The organism is Salinibacterium sp. SWN1162 (genome assembly GCF_015864675.1).
Taxonomy (GTDB): Bacteria; Actinomycetota; Actinomycetes; order Actinomycetales; family Microbacteriaceae; genus Rhodoglobus.
In genome coordinates this window covers 1,166,129-1,181,409 of record NZ_JADYWT010000001.1, presented here as the reverse complement: position 1 = coordinate 1,181,409, position 15,281 = coordinate 1,166,129, and the positions used below count along the sequence as shown (strand labels likewise).

The window sequence follows — 15,281 nt, the reverse complement described above, 5'->3', positions numbered from 1 at the left end:
ATTCGGGCACCACCTACTTTCTCGCCTTCGGGTTGTGCAGCCATCGCCGCACTAGTAGTGCTCAGAAGATATCATGTCCCCCAAAAGGAGGACACTAGACGACGGTGTCTCGTTCATCGCGGTGGTACAGCCCAACTAAGGCGTATTGCCACTCCACGCTCGCGCAGGCGATGACAGCCGTCGCGCTCGCGGAACGCGTGCCGCCCCACGTCAATGTCAGCTGCATTCGCGTCCCGGCGGTGCGGCTCGATGCCGGTCGACTCGCCTCGCAACCGAGGGTTCTCCGCGCACTGTACGCCCCCAAAAATGCCGCAGCGGTACCGCTGGACTCTCTAGCGTCGACGTACGGGCGCGCCGCGACCCGGGAAACGCCATTGAGCGCCGTCTGCATCGACGAAAACGACGCCGCGGTGCCGATTCCGCGCTCGGCCCGAGATGTCGACGCACGCGACCGCCTGCGGGCACTGACCTCGACAGCGACGGGCGATATCGACTGGGCCTGGTAGAGATCCGCGCGCAGCCCGCAGCGTTCGGGCCCTAAAACCAAAAACCCCCGCGATCACAATGATCACGGGGGTTTTCTTGCTGTGCACCCCCCCGGACTTGAACCGGGAACCCACTGATTAAGAGTCAGTTGCTCTGCCAATTGAGCTAGAGGTGCGTGGCTTGGTTTTCCCTCTCAGGGCAACCGAGGAACAACGTTACCATGAGTTAAAGCGACTAAGGAGCACAATGACCACTGAATCTTCTCGACTTGCCAACGGTACCCCTGCACCGGGCTTCACACTGCCTGATCAGGACGGTAATTTGGTGTCCCTGAGCGACTTTTCCGGCAAGAAAGTGATTCTTTATTTTTATCCTGCAGCCATGACTCCCGGATGCACGAAGCAGGCGTGTGACTTCCGCGACCAGCTTGGTTCGCTGCAGTCAGAGGGGTACGTCGTGCTCGGTGTTTCTCGCGATACTCCCGAGAAGCTCACCAAGTTTCGCGAGCAGGAAGCACTGACCTTTCCGCTGCTCAGCGACCCCGATCACGAGGTGCATGAAGCGTATGGAGCCTGGGGTGAAAAGAACCTCTATGGCAAGCAGGTTGTTGGCGTCATCCGCTCCACTTTTGTGATCGATGAACAGGGAACCATCTCGCTCCCCCTCTACGCCGTGAAGGCCACCGGGCACGTTGCTTCGCTGCGCAAGAAGCTCGGACTCGACTAACCGTCGCGATGGGTGGTTGCTTCCAGAACCGGTTTGGTAAACAGCAGCACCAACACCACGATGGCCGGCGTCAACAGCAACCACCCCACGTCTGGGCGGGCGAACACGCCTTGAAAGCTACCGATAGCGACTGAAATTTGCAGCACCTGCCAGACCACGGCCGCGCCCCGGATCCACGCTTGATTTCTGAGCGTGCTTATACCGATCACGGCGACCCACACTGCCGCAATCGCTGTCAGTACAGTGAGCGCGATTGCGCTGGGATAGGACTGCGGCGTCTCAGCCCCCAACTCGAAAATCAGATACGCGAGCGCAGCAAAAAGCACGGCACTCTCAAGGAAGATCACTCCCGCGAGAGCAATAAGATACGGATGATGACGTCCCGTTTTTTCTTCTGGGACAAGTTCGTCTACCATTCGCTCCCCGTTAAATCGCTGAAAAACCATTGCTTTGGCTTTACCGATATGCGATTCTAGTTGAGGTTGATTTCTGGCTCCCAGTGTTGCGAGCGAGACCCACACAATTTCTCAAGCTTGACGCCGATCAGGGCAATTTTTTTGCGCGCTCAAGCACCGCAACACACTGTAAGGAGCAACACATGGACTGGCGCGATAACGCTGCATGCCTCACCGCTGACCCGGAGCTTTTCTTCCCGGTAGGAAACACCGGTCCGGCCGTTGACCAGATCGAAAAAGCGAAAGCTGTCTGCGGTCGCTGCTCGGTCACCGAAATGTGCCTCCAGTACGCCCTCGAAACCAACCAAGACTCCGGAGTCTGGGGCGGTCTCAGCGAAGACGAGCGTCGCGCTCTCAAGCGTCGCGCTGCTCGCGCACGCCGCGCTTCCTAAGAAGCCACACTCTCTCCGAGCCCTATTTTGTAGCTCACACAGCAGGCCGGTCGGCCACGATACTTCGCATCATCCCGAGAACATGGGGTGACGATCTTCGTTCCGATCGGCCTTTGCTTTGTCTCCGGCAGGTGCTGCCGCAAGCGCGCTTACCGGATCTGCAGCGCCGTGCGCAGCCTACCGGGCGCACGGCTCACTTAGCGCGCGTGAGCCACGTGAGGGGAATGTCGATCGTCACTTCGGTCCCGCTGCCCATGAGGGTGTGCCAGTCGATAGTCCCGCCGAGCTCGCCCTGAATCAGCGTGCGCACGATTTGCGTGCCGAGCCCCTCGCCCACTCTGCCTTCTCCGAGGCCAACGCCGTTGTCGCGCACCTGAACCGTCAACTTATCGGCGGTTCGTCGCGCATCGATCTCGACCGTGCCATCCGCCTTGCCCGCGAGCCCGTGCTCAACGGCATTTGTTACAAGCTCCGTGAGCGCCAGCGCTAGCGGCGTTGCGTACTCACTGGGTAGAGCCCCGAAGCTACCCACCGACGTGGGGTGAACCGTGGTGTTGTGGCTCGACGCGACCTCTGCGATCAGCTTCAACACTCGGTGGAAGACCACATCGAAGTCAACGTTTTGGTTCAGGCCTTCGGACAGGGTGTCGTGCACGACAGCGATCGCTGCGACCCGACGCATAGCCTGGCCGAGGGCCTCTCGCGCCACTTCGCTGTGCGTACGACGAGCCTGAATACGCAACAGCGACGCTACAGTCTGCAGATTGTTTTTCACACGATGGTGAATCTCGCGAATCGTGGCGTCTTTCGTGATCAGTTCGCGCTCCTGATGCCGAACCTCGGTGACATCGCGGCACAGCACGATCGCTCCCACCCGTTCGCCGCGATCCCGGATGGGGATGGCACGCAGCGACACCGTCACGCCGCGCGCTTCGATGTCAGTGCGCCACGGTGCGCGACCGGTGACCACCAGCGGAAGGGATTCATCCACTTCGGGCTGGCCGGCAATCAGAGTTGTGGTGACCTCGGCGAGAGATTCTGCTTCGAGTTCGCCGGAGAAGCCGATGCGGTTGAACGCTGACAGAGCGTTCGGACTAGCGAAGGTGACGAGGCCGTCGACATCCAGACGGATGAGGCCGTCGGAGGCACGGGGTGCACCCCGGCGCGGCGCGGCAGGGGCTCCCATGTCGGGAAAGTCTCCCGCTGCAATCATCGCGAACAGGTCGTTTGCACAGCCGTTGAAGGTGAGCTCTTGACGGGACGGCGTGCGAGCATCGCCCAGGTTAGTGTGTCGCGTGATAACGGCGATGGGCGTTTCTGTCGTGGCATTACCTGTGGCGTTGAGCCGACGTAGCACGGGAACCGCCCGCACGCGGGTGGGCGTCTCTTCGTACCAGGCGGGCGCAGCGGTATCGACGATGCGCGAGGTTTCGTACGCTTCGGTGACTTGAGCGAGCCACTCGGGTTTGATCTGTTGCCCGACGAAGTCACGGTAAAAGAGGGTGGCCGAGCTGCTGGGACGAGCATGCGCTACGGCAACAAACTGGTTATCGTCGCTCGGCACCCACAGCACGATGTCCGCAAATGCGAGGTCGGCGAGAAGTTGCCAGTCCCCGACAAGCATGTGCAGCCATTCGATGTCCGCCTCACTGGAGCGGCCTTGTTCTTGGACTAGATCACTGAGTGTCGACACCCTTACAGATTACCCGCGCGCCAACATCCTGCCGAACAATGACTTGCGAGGCGCCAGTTCTTGCTGCTCCGGCACAAGCCTCGAGACCACTAAGTCACGAATCGCTGCCCGTGCGCTCGAACGCGGCACCGCGTCTACGAGAGTTTTTCCGCTGAGCACTGCACCGTCAAAGCCCTGCAAATCGTGGGGCACGAGAATCGGATGCTCGATGCCACCAAACCGCGAGAGTGTCTGAGTGATTTGCCCGTGCGGGTTCATTCCGCTGGCGCTGACTCGAATCTTGTTCATGACGACGCTCACACTGCGCGTCGACACAGTCTCGAGTAAATCAACGTGTGCCCGCAGAAACCGTGCCAGCCCCACCGGGTCAGCGGCGCCGACAGCGATTACGTGGTCGGCGGCGCGCACCGCTGTGACCGCAGCCGCATTTCTTCGCGGGGCAAAGAGATCGCTCGTGATCTCTTCATCATTTTCCAGACTCGAGCTGGTGTCGAGCACCGTGTAGTCGACCCACTGCCTGCATTGAGCGATCGTGGTGCCGACCCGTTCAGAGGAGAGCTCCGGCCAGCGACTCGGACGACCGATTCCGGTCAGCACCCAGAACGACCCCACCGGCGATTCATACCGCTGGCCGATTCGTTCGAGCTCTTCGGAGGTGAGAGTTTCGGTGCCCGCTAGCCGGCACGCAGCCGCGAAGCCAGGCGCCTCGTCGAGCATGCCGAGAGCGGGGGCAACAGACGCCCCGTGCGTGTCTACGTCGGCGAGCGCCACCCGGTAGCCCAGAGCAGCGAGCTCCGCCGCAACTGAGATGGCTATGGATGTTCGCCCCGGCGCCCCGCCAGGACCCCACACCGCTATCACTTGGCCCAGCGCGGCGCGCTCACCCGCCGACGTTTGTGCGCCCCACGGAGCTTGGGAGAGCACGGCCTCCAGCCCACCCCAACCCGCTGCGGCATCCACTATGTCAAAGAGACCGAGGTCGCTGGCGTAGCGCTGCTCACGGTCACTGCTTGCGATGGCAATCAGGCGTACTCCGGCCTGATCGCACGACGCGATTAGCCGGTCGGTCAAGTAGCGAGCCTCGGCCGCAACGAGAGCGACATCGGCATCGGCCCCGGCAATACGAGACGCCAACTCGGGCGCGCTCACTGCGCGCAACACGATCTCGTGGCCGTGTTGAGCGGCGTCGAAGGCGAACTGGTCTTCCAGAGTCACGGGCATGGCGAGAGCGAACGCGGTCATGCTAGCCCTCCGCCGGGAGGTTGGCGGGGATTACGGAGAGCACATCACCGTTAGCCATCGCTTCCAGTAAACGGGCAACTCGCGAACGAGGAACCAGCAGCTCGATGGCGCTGCCCTGAGCAGACGAGACCAAAGAATCATCGTCGAGCAGCCGTACGACGACCGCCCCAGAAATGATCACACCGGGTGCAGCGTACTGACCGTTGTCGTCTTCGGGACTCGCCCACACATCTACCGAAGCTCCGGGAGCGACAGAAGCGGAGAGGCCACTCTGGGGCGCCACCACTACAGAAGTGAGTGAAAGGCCGTCATGACTGCCCAAAGACGAGGTCGGCACCAACTCCCCCACTTCAATGGAGCGGGTCGCGACGAATCCCTGTTCTGGAAGCTCGCCCCGGACGATGTAGTGGTCGGCCGCCTCGTTGAGTTTGACACTGCGCACCACGAGATCCGAACTCAGCACGCGGTCACCGGGAGTGAAAGTAGCCCCCGCGGCATAAACCTCGATTGAATCATCAGTCGCGGCCACCAGCGAGACAACACCCACAACGGATGCCGCCACAAGCACGACGCCAATGGCAAGTCGCGGGTCGAGAACAAACGCTCGCGCACGAGCTTGGGACTGAGTACGGCCGGAACGGCGGCTCATCGAGCGCGCTCCACAAGTCGGGTCTTGATCATGGCACCATCGTTCGCCACGCCTCGGGTGTGGCGCCATAGTTATCCACACAAGCCCCATTCCCAGCTTCGTGCGCGCATAATCGATGCATGAACGCGATCACCCCTGCAGAAGGCCTCGGGAGATTTCTCACCTTGGCCGATACTGCCGAAGTGCTCAGCGTCTCTCCGCACGAGGTTCTGGAGCTCGTGCGTTCGGGCGAACTGCCCGCCATCAAGGTCGGCAGCAAGGGCCAGTGGCGTATCGAGAACTCAATTCTCGAGTCCTATATTGAAGCTCTCTATGAAGAGACTCGGCGCATGAGCCTCTGGAACCAATCGGATATCGCCACGGTTACAGAAGTGAACTTCGGAGAACCGCGCAAGCGCTAACGTTCGCGCTCTAGCGTTTCGGCCGCACCGAGTTACGGCGGCACGAAGTTACGGTCGCACGAAGTTACGGCCGCACTAGGACAAGGCTCGCGAACGGCACTAGGCGATACTCCGAAACCGCCGTTTCCCGTCGCACCGCTCCGCGTTCGTGCACAGCGATGTCCAGATGATCGCGGCCCACCCGATCGATCGTGCCGTGCACTTCTCCCGTCGCCAGCAGCAGCGTGACCGCTCGGCGTCGCCGGCACAGGTCACGTAAGACGTAGCTCAAGCTCAATCGCTGCGAAAGACTCGGGTGCCCCGTAGACGCAGTAGTAGCGAGGCTCGGCGTGATGTGACGTGCCCCCAGCGAGATACCTGCGAGCGCAGCGAACGGGATGATGCACTGCGCCGGGCGCCCCGTTTCGTCGACGATATCGGCGGACATCCAGTCACGACCGACAATTACGGGGCGTACCGCCACCCGAGCCCCCGTGGTGAGCATCACGGCGATCGTCAGTGGCGACTCCGTCGTGCTGCGCTCGTGAAGAGCCACGATGCGATCCCGGATGCTCAGCCGCCCCAAGCGCAAACGCTCTTCTTCGGCATCGACCTCGAGATCCTCCGCCGTTATTTCGCGCTCAAGCTGACTCTCGAGGTCGTCAAACAGATTGTCCCAGCGCATGGACTGACGGTACTAATGCCACCCGCTGACTCCGGATTGTTATCCACAATTGAACTTTAGTCATAGACATTTGGTCCGGATGCTGATTAAGTGTGGTCTACCCCCTTAAGGGGGTGAACGTCGCCGTCTTGACCTTTTACCCGGGAGATCATGAGTACCGAGCCCCTTCGCACCTCCTTACCGAGTGTGGACTTACCCCCGCAGCTGCGCCCGCGCACTGGCACACTGCCTTCTAAAGTCATTCGGCCACGTTTCGTTCCCGACGAATTCTTCGGCCACCAGCCGACCTCCAGCGCAGAGCTACCCGACCCCGCGCCCCTCGTCGAGAACCTCACGCGCTGCGTAATCGAGGTGCTCGCCGGCGCTCGAGACTTGGATCAGATGGCGCGTTGGGTCACCGACGATGTCTATCGGCACCTGCTCAAGCGCGTAGTCCTTTCGGCTCGCGCCCGCCGGGCGAAAGGCCAGCCTGTGACGCGCCCCAGCTTCACTATGGGCTCAATCAGAATTTGCGAACCACGCGATGGCGCTATCGAAGCCGTTGTCATTGTTCGCGGTCGTGCCCGCACTCGCGCTGTCGCCGTGCGCCTCGAAGGCCTCGACAAGCGCTGGCGCGCCACCGCGATCAACGTTCTGTAGCCTCACACCCCTACAGCGCACAAATAACGGATGCCCCGCTCACTGAGTGAGCGGGGCATCCGTTGTTAACGATTAACCTCTAGAGCGAGGCTACTTCGGAGTTACTTCTTACGTTTTTCTTGCGCACGACGCTGCGAACGGTTGAGGGGAGCCTCAGGTTCCGCTCCCTCCGCACGCTGTCCGAACGCACCGCGCTCGTTCGACTGCGGCTGAGCTGCGGGTTGAGCCTGTTGCGGTGCACCCTGGCTCGCTTGACGCTGCTGCGCTTGAGCTGTCGCTGCGCGCTCGACCTGGCCGCGGTCGTTACGCACTTCGACCTCACCCGACGCGTCAGCGCTTGGCGCGGAGTAGCTGAGCTGAGCCGCGGGAGCGTTCGCTCCGTCAAGGCCACGGGCCTGAACCGTCGTAGCTTCCCCGCCGCCATTCACTTCGACATCGAGGTTGAAGAGGAACCCGACGGTTTCTTCACGGATCTGCCCCATCATCGTCTGGAACAACGCGAAGCCTTCGCGCTGGTATTCGATGAGCGGATCGCGCTGAGCCATCGCTCGCAGTCCGATTCCGTCTTTCAGGTAGTCCATCTCGTAGAGGTGATCGCGCCAACGGCGGTCGATCACACTCAGCACAACACGTCGTTCGAGTTCGCGCGTTGCCGCTTCGCCCAGTTGCTGTTCTCGGCGCTCGTACGCAATCACTGCATCCGAGTGAATTTCCTTTGTGAGGAACGCACTCGTCATCTTGCCGCGCGAGCCAGCCTCCGTCAGAACCTCATCGACGCTGATCCCCACGGGATACATCGTCTTCAGTTCGGCCCAGAGCCCTTCGAAATCCCATTCTTCTGAATGACCTTCGGCAGTGTGAACATCAACCACCTCGGTGACGACGTCCTTCAGGAAGCGCTGAACGCGATCCTTAAGGTCATCTCCCTCGAGAATGTGGCGACGGTCACCATAAATAGCCTCACGCTGACGATTCAGAACATCGTCATACTTGAGCACGTTCTTGCGAATCTCAGCGTTCCGTGATTCCACCTGTGACTGAGCGCTGCGGATGGCGCGGCTGACGACCTTCGATTCGATAGCGAGGTCATCGGGTACCGACGATCGCCCCATCAACGCTTCAGCAGCACCGCTGTTGAAGAGTCGCATGAGGTCATCCTGAAGAGACAGGTAGAAGCGGCTCTCGCCCGGGTCACCCTGTCGACCGGAACGACCACGCAGCTGGTTGTCGATGCGGCGAGATTCGTGGCGCTCGGTGCCGAGCACATAGAGCCCACCAACGTCGATGACTTTCTTGGCTTCTTTCTCTACGCCGGTTTTGACCTCGGCGAACACGTCATCCCACGCGGCTTCGTATTCCTCGGGAGTTTCCGAGGGGTTGAGGCCCCGTGCATTCATCTCGGCCACAGCCAAGAACTCCGCGTTTCCGCCGAGCATGACGTCAGTTCCACGACCAGCCATGTTCGTGGCGACCGTGACAGAACCCAATCGACCTGCCTGCGCGACGATCGCTGCTTCGCGAGCGTGGTTCTTGGCGTTGAGCACTTCGTGCTTGACGCCCTTCTTAGCCAACATGCGCGAAAGCAGTTCGCTCTTCTCAACGCTGGTTGTTCCGACAAGCACTGGCTGGCCAAGTTCGTGGCGCTTAGCGATATCGGCGACTACCTGCTCGAACTTAGACTGCTCGTTCTTGTAGATGAGGTCGGACTGGTCGATGCGCTGCATCGGACGGTTGGTCGGGATAGCAACGACGCCGAGCTTGTAGGTCGACATAAATTCGGCCGCTTCAGTCTCAGCAGTACCGGTCATGCCCGAAAGCTTGTTGTACAGGCGGAAGTAGTTCTGCAGGGTGACGGTAGCCAGCGTCTGGTTCTCAGCCTTGACCGCTACGCCCTCTTTCGCTTCGATCGCCTGGTGAATACCTTCGTTGTAGCGACGGCCAGCCAGGATACGACCGGTGTGCTCATCGACGATGAGCACTTCGCCGTTCATCACGACGTAGTCCTTATCTTTCTTGAAAAGCGCGCGAGCCTTGATCGAGTTGTTCAAGAACGAGATCAGCGGGGTGTTAGCCGATTCGTAGAGGTTGTCGATGCCGAGGTAGTCCTCGACTTTTTCGATACCGGGCTCGAGAACGCCGACAGTGCGCTTTTTCTCGTCGACCTCAAAGTCAGTTTCTGGGTCGAGCTTCTTCGCGAGGTTCGCGAACTCGGTGAACCAGCGGTTGGCCTCGCCTGACGAGGGGCCAGAAATAATCAACGGGGTACGGGCCTCGTCGATAAGGATCGAGTCGACCTCGTCAACGACAGCGAAGTAATGACCGCGCTGCACCATGTCGCTTGCCTGCCACGCCATGTTGTCGCGCAGGTAGTCGAAACCAAACTCATTGTTGGTTCCGTACGTAATGTCTGCCGCGTATTGTTCGCGGCGTTCGAGCGGCGTCTGACCGGAGATAATGCAGCCGGTAGTCATGCCGAGGGCACGGAATACACGCCCCATGAGTTCTGATTGGTAGCTCGCCAGATAATCGTTCACCGTAATAACGTGAACGCCCTGGGCCGCAATAGCGTTGAGGTAGGCCGCAAGCGTCGCGACGAGAGTCTTGCCCTCACCCGTCTTCATCTCGGAAATGTTGCCCAAGTGAAGCGCAGCACCACCCATGAGCTGAACGTCGAAGTGACGCATACCGAGGGTGCGGCTTGCCGCTTCGCGCACGGCTGCGAACGCTTCGGGCAGCAGGTCGTCGAGCGACTCCCCCGCGGCGTAGCGCTCACGCAGCTCTACAGTCTCGTTCTTTAGCTCGTCATCAGTGAGGGTCTTGAAGTCATCCTCGAGATGGTTGACCGCCTGCGCGTAGGCTTTCAAGCGTCGAAGAAGTCGACCCTCACCTACGCGAAGAGCGCGTTCTAAAACATTCGCCACCGAATACTCCCATTCTTGTCGGACGGGTCCGACGCTGGCACTGCTCGACGAAGCGCAGTCTTTTAGACGCTTACGTCACGGTAACGCGGTGCGTGCAATCAGCGCACAGCCGCGTTACCGGTTCGTAATCGTATCAACTCCAAGCCAAAAACTTGGTGTACTTAGCCGTTGGCCGCCTTGCGCTTGCGCGAGCGACCACCCTGAACTGCGTCGTCGGCCTCTTCTTCGAGACCAATTACGCCGTAATCCCAGCCCTTGCGGCGGTACACGACGCTCGGACGGTCGGTTTGGCTATCGACAAAGAGGAAGAAGTCGTGGCCCACCAGTTCCATGTGATCCAGAGCCTCCTCTACTGTCATGTGACTCGAGGGGAATACCTTGCGTCGGATAACGACGGGCGAGTAGTCCTCGTCGCCGGGCTCCGGCGCCTCATCCTGAATCGGCACCGCTCCAGTCGCGACCTTTTCGATCACTTCGGGACTAGCGGGCGTGATGTCGACAACAGCGAATCCACCGGCGCTCGCCTCACGGAGTGACGTGGGGCGGTGGTTTCCGCGGTGAACCTTCTTGCGATCTTTCGACTGGCGAATGCGCTCAATGAGCTTCGCCATAGCCAGATCAAAAGCAACATACTTATCTGAACCAGCAGATTCCGCTCGAACAAGCGGACCTGGTCCGATCAACGTCAACTCGACGCGGTCGTCTCCACTGGAACCTTTGGTTTCGTGGTGTCGCGTCACTTTGATCTCGAAGGCGATCGCCTTCTCGGCCAAGTGAGAGACCTTTTCAGACTTTTCGATCGCGTACTCACGGAAACGATCCGTGACTCCTACATTTCGTCCGTTGACGGTGATTTCCACGGCGACCTCCTAGCAATAATGCGCGGCTGCCCCGTGAGGCAGCTACTATTTCGCGCCCTTTTCCATACCGTAGCCCTCGCCGCTGGCAATGTCACGAACCGTCAGCTTTCTTGGAGTGAACCCGATGGTTGCAGCACCCACAACTGTTGCGCCCGCAGCGGAAATTGCTCTCGCCGCTTCATCGATCGTGGCACCCGTCGTGAGCACGTCATCCACGATGATTACGCGGATGCCAGCGAGAGAATGCGTCGCAATGAACGCGCCGTGAACGTTGTCGGCGCGCTGTTGCGCGCTCAGCAATTTTTGGCTGCGAGTTTCTTGGGCAACTCTTAACACCCGGGCGTGGCGCACTCCCGCCGCGCGGAGTATGAGCGCCATCGGGTGATACCCCCGCGTGCGGAAGGCTCCGCGGCTGCTCGGCACGGCAACGATCTGAACAGGGTGCGTTGCCGGGTCTGACGATGACGCCGCATCGATCGCTTGCAGTAACGCCGGCAGGAACGATGTCGACAGGGCTCGCGCGAGATCGGTGCGGTGATGATTCTTGAAGGCCAGCAGCACCCGGCGTGCCCGCCCTTCGTATCGCAGGGCGTAGTGCACGGCGAGGTGCTGCGGAGTCGAGTGGATGCTCGGCTGCGCCACTAAGCGGCGCGCACACTCATCACACAGTGCACGGTCGACCCGCTCGCAGCCGGCGCACTCCACGGGCATCAGGAGCGCCCAGGCGTCGCGGAGAGCGTCGATGAGGGCTCCGTGCCACCACGCTCGCTTGTCGTCGTCGTGAGGCTGCTGTGAGGGCGTCATCCCCCGATCGTGTCGTTGACAGCCCCCAACGCCGCGCTCAGCGACGGATCCGTGGACAACGGCTACTGCTGCACCGCCATGAAGGAGGCGTCGAGCCCGGTACGCACCCAGGCTTGGCTTCCTTGGGGTCGCCAGACTTCACCTTCCGAAAGCACCCGGAGCCCATCCGTGTTGGATCCCGTCGTTACGATCTGGGATGCTCCGTCAACAGTGCCCAGATCTTGCGAAGGGCCGCCAAGGTTGTAGGCGGTCACTTCGACCGAGTCATCAACCGCGGTCAAGGTGGCAACGCTGCTCGTTCCCACCCACGCGGCATCGATCGCAACCCCGGTGGGTACCGGCAAGGCGACGGGCTCCACGAGCTGAACGGGAACATTGCCCTGTTGGCGCACGATGCCGTAGACGAGCAATTGCGGACCAGAGGGCGTCGAGAGATACACCAGCAAGCGCGCACCATCGCGCGAGACATCGAGCGACACGATTTGAGAGTCTGCGGGTAGTGCCGACTGCACCGGATGCTCAGTGCCGTCAACCGCGAAGGTCGTCAGTGACGCCGCATTCGCTCCCTGCGCAGACCACACAAACCGGAACGGATCGAGCGACGGCGCCACGAGCTCGTCTCGCGAATCGATGACACGAGGTGCGACGCCGACCGATGCAAAGTAGACCGCGTTATCCCCCGCGCGATAGGCCGCTGAAAGACGATCGGCTGAGAGGGCGACGGCCGTAGCACCCGCCGCCGTCACGACGTCACTGAGTTCGGTGATCGCGCTGAGTCCATCACTCGTACTAAACCCGAACTCATCACCCGTTCCCACGACGAGAGGCCCCGCCGAACCGGGTTCAATTACTGCGGCATTCTGACCCGACGTTGTATCCGGAAGCTCTCGACCGTCGACCGTGATGAGCACAATGGGGGTGTGCAGCGTTGCCGCCAACTGCTGACGCATACGGTCGCGCGCCACGTTATTGGCAGCGAGCGCCTCAGAACTCAGGTCAACGACCGCACGGCCAGAAGTAAGGCTACTTGTTGTCCCGAGCGTCGTGGATGGCGGGAATGCGGTGAGCACGACGCCCTGTTGCACCCACGCCGAATCGGCGACCAATAATGCTTGAATCGCCCGCGTCTGCGACGACTCCCGCACAGCAAACCAGCGGGTATCGGGGATGAGGTAGGCGAAGCTGGGATCAAAGTAGTACAACACTTGCTCTTCGAAACTCACTTCGAAACCACTAAGAGTAAGCACTACCCCCGGTGGCGCTGTCGAAATGCGCCATTCGCCGCCGACGCGCTCAAACTCGAACGCGAGAGTTTGCGACACGGGAGAACGAAGCTCGGAGTAGATCCCTCTCTCGTCGACCACTGCCTGAGCAGAAAACGAATAGGTCAACGAATCTTCGTCGGTCGCCGGTGCAATAGTCGGCAGCTTGTCGCGCTCACGAACGGTCGCGCTGGCAGCAGGATTCCACGCCTCGCTCATCGCTCCCGTAAGAAATTCGCGGGCCACGGAGTAGTCCCGCGACGGCGAACGTACGGCGTTCATGAAGTCGGTCAGGATCTGCTCCTGAGTTGAGCCCGCGACCGGCCCAGACGCGACGATCTCGTACTGGGCGCCATCCTGTTCGTCGATACGCGGGCCGGTTTGAACCTCACTCGCCATCGGCACACCAACACAGCCGGTCAGCACGACGGCCACGACGGCAATCAGCGCGAGGTATGCGCCCTTGGAGAACTTAGGCATGCGGAGCCTCCAAGCGGGGAATCTCGTCATTCGGTGGCAGTTCGAGCGGTGAGGACCGCAGGTCAGCTCCGCGTTCGCGCGGAATCGTAAGCCGGAAGCAGGAGCCGTGGTCTCCATCCGACCACGCTTCGAGCCAGCCGCCGTGAAGCGCAGCGTCTTCGAGAGCAATAGCTAACCCCAGACCGGTGCCACCAGTGGTGCGCTGCCGCGACGGGTCGGCACGCCAGAAGCGGTCGAAGACGCGCTCGAGAGCTGCCTGGCTCATTCCCACGCCATAATCGCGAACAGCGATGGCGATGGCGTCTTGATCGCTGTCTACCCACACAACGATCGGCAGCCCGTCACCATGATCGATCGCGTTGCTCACTAGGTTTTGAAGAATGCGACGGATGCGCCGCGGGTCGACATCCGCCTCGAAATGGCCGCCGGGGGCCACAAGCCGCAATTCTGAGCCTTTGCTCTCGGCGAGTGACGTCAGGCTCTCGATAGCGTCTTCGACGAGGCGCACGAGGTTGGTCGGCTCGGTTTCCATATCGACCGCTCCCGCGTCGTATCGACTCATTTCGAGCAGGTCGGCGAGCAAGAGTTCGAACCGTTCGACCTGAGTGTGCAACAGCTCAGCAGTGCGCGCCGTGGCCGGTGGAAAATTTTCGCGTTGATCGTAGAGAACGTCACCCGCAAGTCGAATTGTGGTGAGCGGAGTACGAAGCTCGTGGGAGACATCCGACACAAAGCGTTGCTGAACCTGCGAGAGCGCCGCGAGTCGCGTGATCTGCTGTTGCATGCTCGTAGCCATGCCGTTGAACGATCGCGCCAAAGTCGCAATTACGTCGTTGCCCTGCACCGGAATGCGGACCTCGAGCTCACCGGCCGCCAAGCGTTGACTCGTTTCGGCGGCTAAGCGAACAGGGCCAACAACGAGGCGCACCACCACGAACGTGACAACGCCAATGAGTGCGAGAAGCGCGAAACCGCCGAGCCCGAGGGTCTGCTGAACCAGCACGAGGGTGTCTTGAGTGTCTTGAATGTCGTAGACCAAATACAGCTCATATTGGCTACCCCGAATGTCGAGCGTCGATCCGACCACGAGCCCGGGATGCACCGCACCATCGGCCTCTCGCTCCAGCGCAACCGACTGCCAGTAGGTGCGCTGCTCGGTCGACTGCGAGACGATATCGCGCAGTTCTTCAGAGATGAGAGCGGCGGAGCCTAGCCCCAGCGTTTGAACATCAGAAGGAACGCGGGGCCCCTCCTGAGCCGGGGTGCGCAAGATTGCGTAACTCGTGCCGCCCGTGCTGGAGGCCACACTCTCGATGACCTTCGCGGCCTCCCCCATCATGACGTCGAGGTCCTCAAGGCCGAGGCCCTCATCTGCGGCGTCGAACACCTGTTGGCCTGCCAGGGTGGCATTGGCCGATGTGCGCGTGAGCTGGTCGCGGCTCGCATCGAAGAGGTTGGCCCCGACACTCAGCGACATGTAGCCGGCGATCACCGCGACCACTACCGATGACAACAGCACCGTGATCGCGACAGTGCGCAATTGAAGCGACGAGCGCCAGAGCGCAGCAGCTCGCTGCACCCAGCCGCGCCAGTCAAAATCGCGCATA

General features: G+C 61.0%; 15 protein-coding genes and 1 tRNA gene. 5 read left to right on the top strand and 11 right to left on the bottom strand.

What is annotated here, in order from left to right:
• Window positions 1-104: 104 nt before the first annotated feature.
• Entirely contained in the window at window positions 105-506 is a 402-nt protein-coding gene (locus I6E58_RS05530) for a hypothetical protein (RefSeq protein ID WP_197131229.1), read from the top strand.
• 82 nt (window positions 507-588) lie between these two features.
• Here the strand turns inward: I6E58_RS05530 and I6E58_RS05525 are convergent.
• Window positions 589-661 (bottom strand) — tRNA-Lys (locus I6E58_RS05525).
• A 71-nt stretch (window positions 662-732) separates the two neighbouring features.
• On the opposite strand from I6E58_RS05525, the gene bcp reads away from it, so the two are divergent.
• Window positions 733-1,212, top strand: a complete 480-nt coding sequence (bcp, locus tag I6E58_RS05520; RefSeq protein ID WP_129071908.1) for a thioredoxin-dependent thiol peroxidase — start codon at window positions 733-735, stop codon at window positions 1,210-1,212.
• Here the strand turns inward: bcp and I6E58_RS05515 are convergent.
• Entirely contained in the window at window positions 1,209-1,628 is a 420-nt protein-coding gene (locus tag I6E58_RS05515) for a hypothetical protein (protein WP_197131227.1), read from the bottom strand. The two genes, bcp and I6E58_RS05515, sit on opposite strands and share 4 nt — an antisense overlap.
• 182 nt (window positions 1,629-1,810) lie before the next feature.
• Here I6E58_RS05515 and I6E58_RS05510 point away from each other — a divergent pair, with 182 nt between their 5' ends.
• The gene (locus I6E58_RS05510) at window positions 1,811-2,059 is read left to right on the top strand and encodes a WhiB family transcriptional regulator (protein ID WP_009772809.1); all 249 of its coding nucleotides are present in this window, start codon (window positions 1,811-1,813) and stop codon (window positions 2,057-2,059) included.
• A gap of 193 nt (window positions 2,060-2,252) precedes the next feature.
• Here I6E58_RS05510 and I6E58_RS05505 read toward each other — a convergent pair whose 3' ends face one another.
• The 3 genes from I6E58_RS05505 to I6E58_RS05495 are packed head-to-tail and all read right to left on the bottom strand — an operon-like array spanning window position 2,253 to window position 5,643.
• Window positions 2,253-3,752 (bottom strand): sensor histidine kinase, encoded by a 1,500-nt coding sequence (locus tag I6E58_RS05505; protein ID WP_197131224.1) that lies wholly within the window; start codon window positions 3,750-3,752, stop codon window positions 2,253-2,255.
• Window positions 3,753-3,761: 9 nt separating this feature from the next.
• Entirely contained in the window at window positions 3,762-4,994 is a 1,233-nt protein-coding gene (locus tag I6E58_RS05500; protein ID WP_197131222.1) for a regulator, read from the bottom strand.
• Window position 4,995: 1 nt separating this feature from the next.
• Window positions 4,996-5,643, bottom strand: coding sequence for a hypothetical protein (locus I6E58_RS05495; protein WP_231595149.1), 648 nt, complete (start codon window positions 5,641-5,643; stop codon window positions 4,996-4,998).
• A 119-nt stretch (window positions 5,644-5,762) separates the two neighbouring features.
• Here I6E58_RS05495 and I6E58_RS05490 point away from each other — a divergent pair, with 119 nt between their 5' ends.
• Window positions 5,763-6,044: a helix-turn-helix domain-containing protein gene (locus tag I6E58_RS05490; protein WP_129071913.1), complete on the top strand. Its 282-nt coding sequence runs from the start codon at window positions 5,763-5,765 to the stop codon at window positions 6,042-6,044.
• 64 nt (window positions 6,045-6,108) lie between these two features.
• Here the strand turns inward: I6E58_RS05490 and I6E58_RS05485 are convergent, their stop codons facing one another.
• Window positions 6,109-6,708: a hypothetical protein gene (locus tag I6E58_RS05485; protein ID WP_197131216.1), complete on the bottom strand. Its 600-nt coding sequence runs from the start codon at window positions 6,706-6,708 to the stop codon at window positions 6,109-6,111.
• A gap of 150 nt (window positions 6,709-6,858) precedes the next feature.
• Between I6E58_RS05485 and I6E58_RS05480 the strand changes: the two genes are divergently transcribed.
• Window positions 6,859-7,347 (top strand): Rv3235 family protein, encoded by a 489-nt coding sequence (locus I6E58_RS05480; protein ID WP_129071915.1) that lies wholly within the window; start codon window positions 6,859-6,861, stop codon window positions 7,345-7,347.
• A 101-nt stretch (window positions 7,348-7,448) separates the two neighbouring features.
• Here the strand turns inward: I6E58_RS05480 and secA are convergent, their stop codons facing one another.
• The 5 genes from secA to mtrB all read right to left on the bottom strand — a co-directional run bounded on the left by secA (window position 7,449) and on the right by mtrB (window position 15,280).
• Window positions 7,449-10,268 (bottom strand): preprotein translocase subunit SecA, encoded by a 2,820-nt coding sequence (secA, locus tag I6E58_RS05475; protein ID WP_197131214.1) that lies wholly within the window; start codon window positions 10,266-10,268, stop codon window positions 7,449-7,451.
• 161 nt (window positions 10,269-10,429) lie between these two features.
• The gene (gene hpf / locus I6E58_RS05470) at window positions 10,430-11,128 is read right to left on the bottom strand and encodes a ribosome hibernation-promoting factor, HPF/YfiA family (RefSeq protein ID WP_129071917.1); all 699 of its coding nucleotides are present in this window, start codon (window positions 11,126-11,128) and stop codon (window positions 10,430-10,432) included.
• 45 nt (window positions 11,129-11,173) lie between these two features.
• Window positions 11,174-11,932 carry a ComF family protein gene (locus tag I6E58_RS05465; RefSeq protein WP_197131212.1) on the bottom strand — a complete coding sequence of 253 codons (759 nt, stop codon included), beginning with the start codon at window positions 11,930-11,932 and terminating at the stop codon, window positions 11,174-11,176.
• A 62-nt stretch (window positions 11,933-11,994) separates the two neighbouring features.
• Window positions 11,995-13,674: a GerMN domain-containing protein gene (locus I6E58_RS05460; RefSeq protein ID WP_197131210.1), complete on the bottom strand. Its 1,680-nt coding sequence runs from the start codon at window positions 13,672-13,674 to the stop codon at window positions 11,995-11,997.
• Complete coding sequence (mtrB, locus tag I6E58_RS05455; protein ID WP_197131209.1) at window positions 13,667-15,280, bottom strand: MtrAB system histidine kinase MtrB; 1,614 nt, start codon at window positions 15,278-15,280, stop codon at window positions 13,667-13,669. The genes I6E58_RS05460 and mtrB overlap by 8 nt, the downstream gene beginning before the upstream one ends.
• Window position 15,281 lies beyond the last annotated feature (1 nt).

Excerpts from the sequence above, each read along its gene's own strand:
- I6E58_RS05480 (WP_129071915.1), top strand. The coding sequence starts at position 6,859 with ATGAGTACCGAGCCCCTTCGCACCTCCTTACCGAGTGTGGACTTACCC.
- I6E58_RS05465 (WP_197131212.1), bottom strand. The coding sequence starts at position 11,932 with ATGACGCCCTCACAGCAGCCTCACGACGACGACAAGCGAGCGTGGTGG.
- I6E58_RS05495 (WP_231595149.1), bottom strand. The coding sequence starts at position 5,643 with ATGAGCCGCCGTTCCGGCCGTACTCAGTCCCAAGCTCGTGCGCGAGCG.
- bcp (WP_129071908.1), top strand. The coding sequence starts at position 733 with ATGACCACTGAATCTTCTCGACTTGCCAACGGTACCCCTGCACCGGGC.
- I6E58_RS05500 (WP_197131222.1), bottom strand. The coding sequence starts at position 4,994 with ATGACCGCGTTCGCTCTCGCCATGCCCGTGACTCTGGAAGACCAGTTC.
- I6E58_RS05460 (WP_197131210.1), bottom strand. The coding sequence starts at position 13,674 with ATGCCTAAGTTCTCCAAGGGCGCATACCTCGCGCTGATTGCCGTCGTG.
- mtrB (WP_197131209.1), bottom strand. The coding sequence starts at position 15,280 with ATGCGCGATTTTGACTGGCGCGGCTGGGTGCAGCGAGCTGCTGCGCTC.
- I6E58_RS05510 (WP_009772809.1), top strand. The coding sequence starts at position 1,811 with ATGGACTGGCGCGATAACGCTGCATGCCTCACCGCTGACCCGGAGCTT.
- I6E58_RS05490 (WP_129071913.1), top strand. The coding sequence starts at position 5,763 with ATGAACGCGATCACCCCTGCAGAAGGCCTCGGGAGATTTCTCACCTTG.
- I6E58_RS05485 (WP_197131216.1), bottom strand. The coding sequence starts at position 6,708 with ATGCGCTGGGACAATCTGTTTGACGACCTCGAGAGTCAGCTTGAGCGC.
- I6E58_RS05515 (WP_197131227.1), bottom strand. The coding sequence starts at position 1,628 with ATGGTAGACGAACTTGTCCCAGAAGAAAAAACGGGACGTCATCATCCG.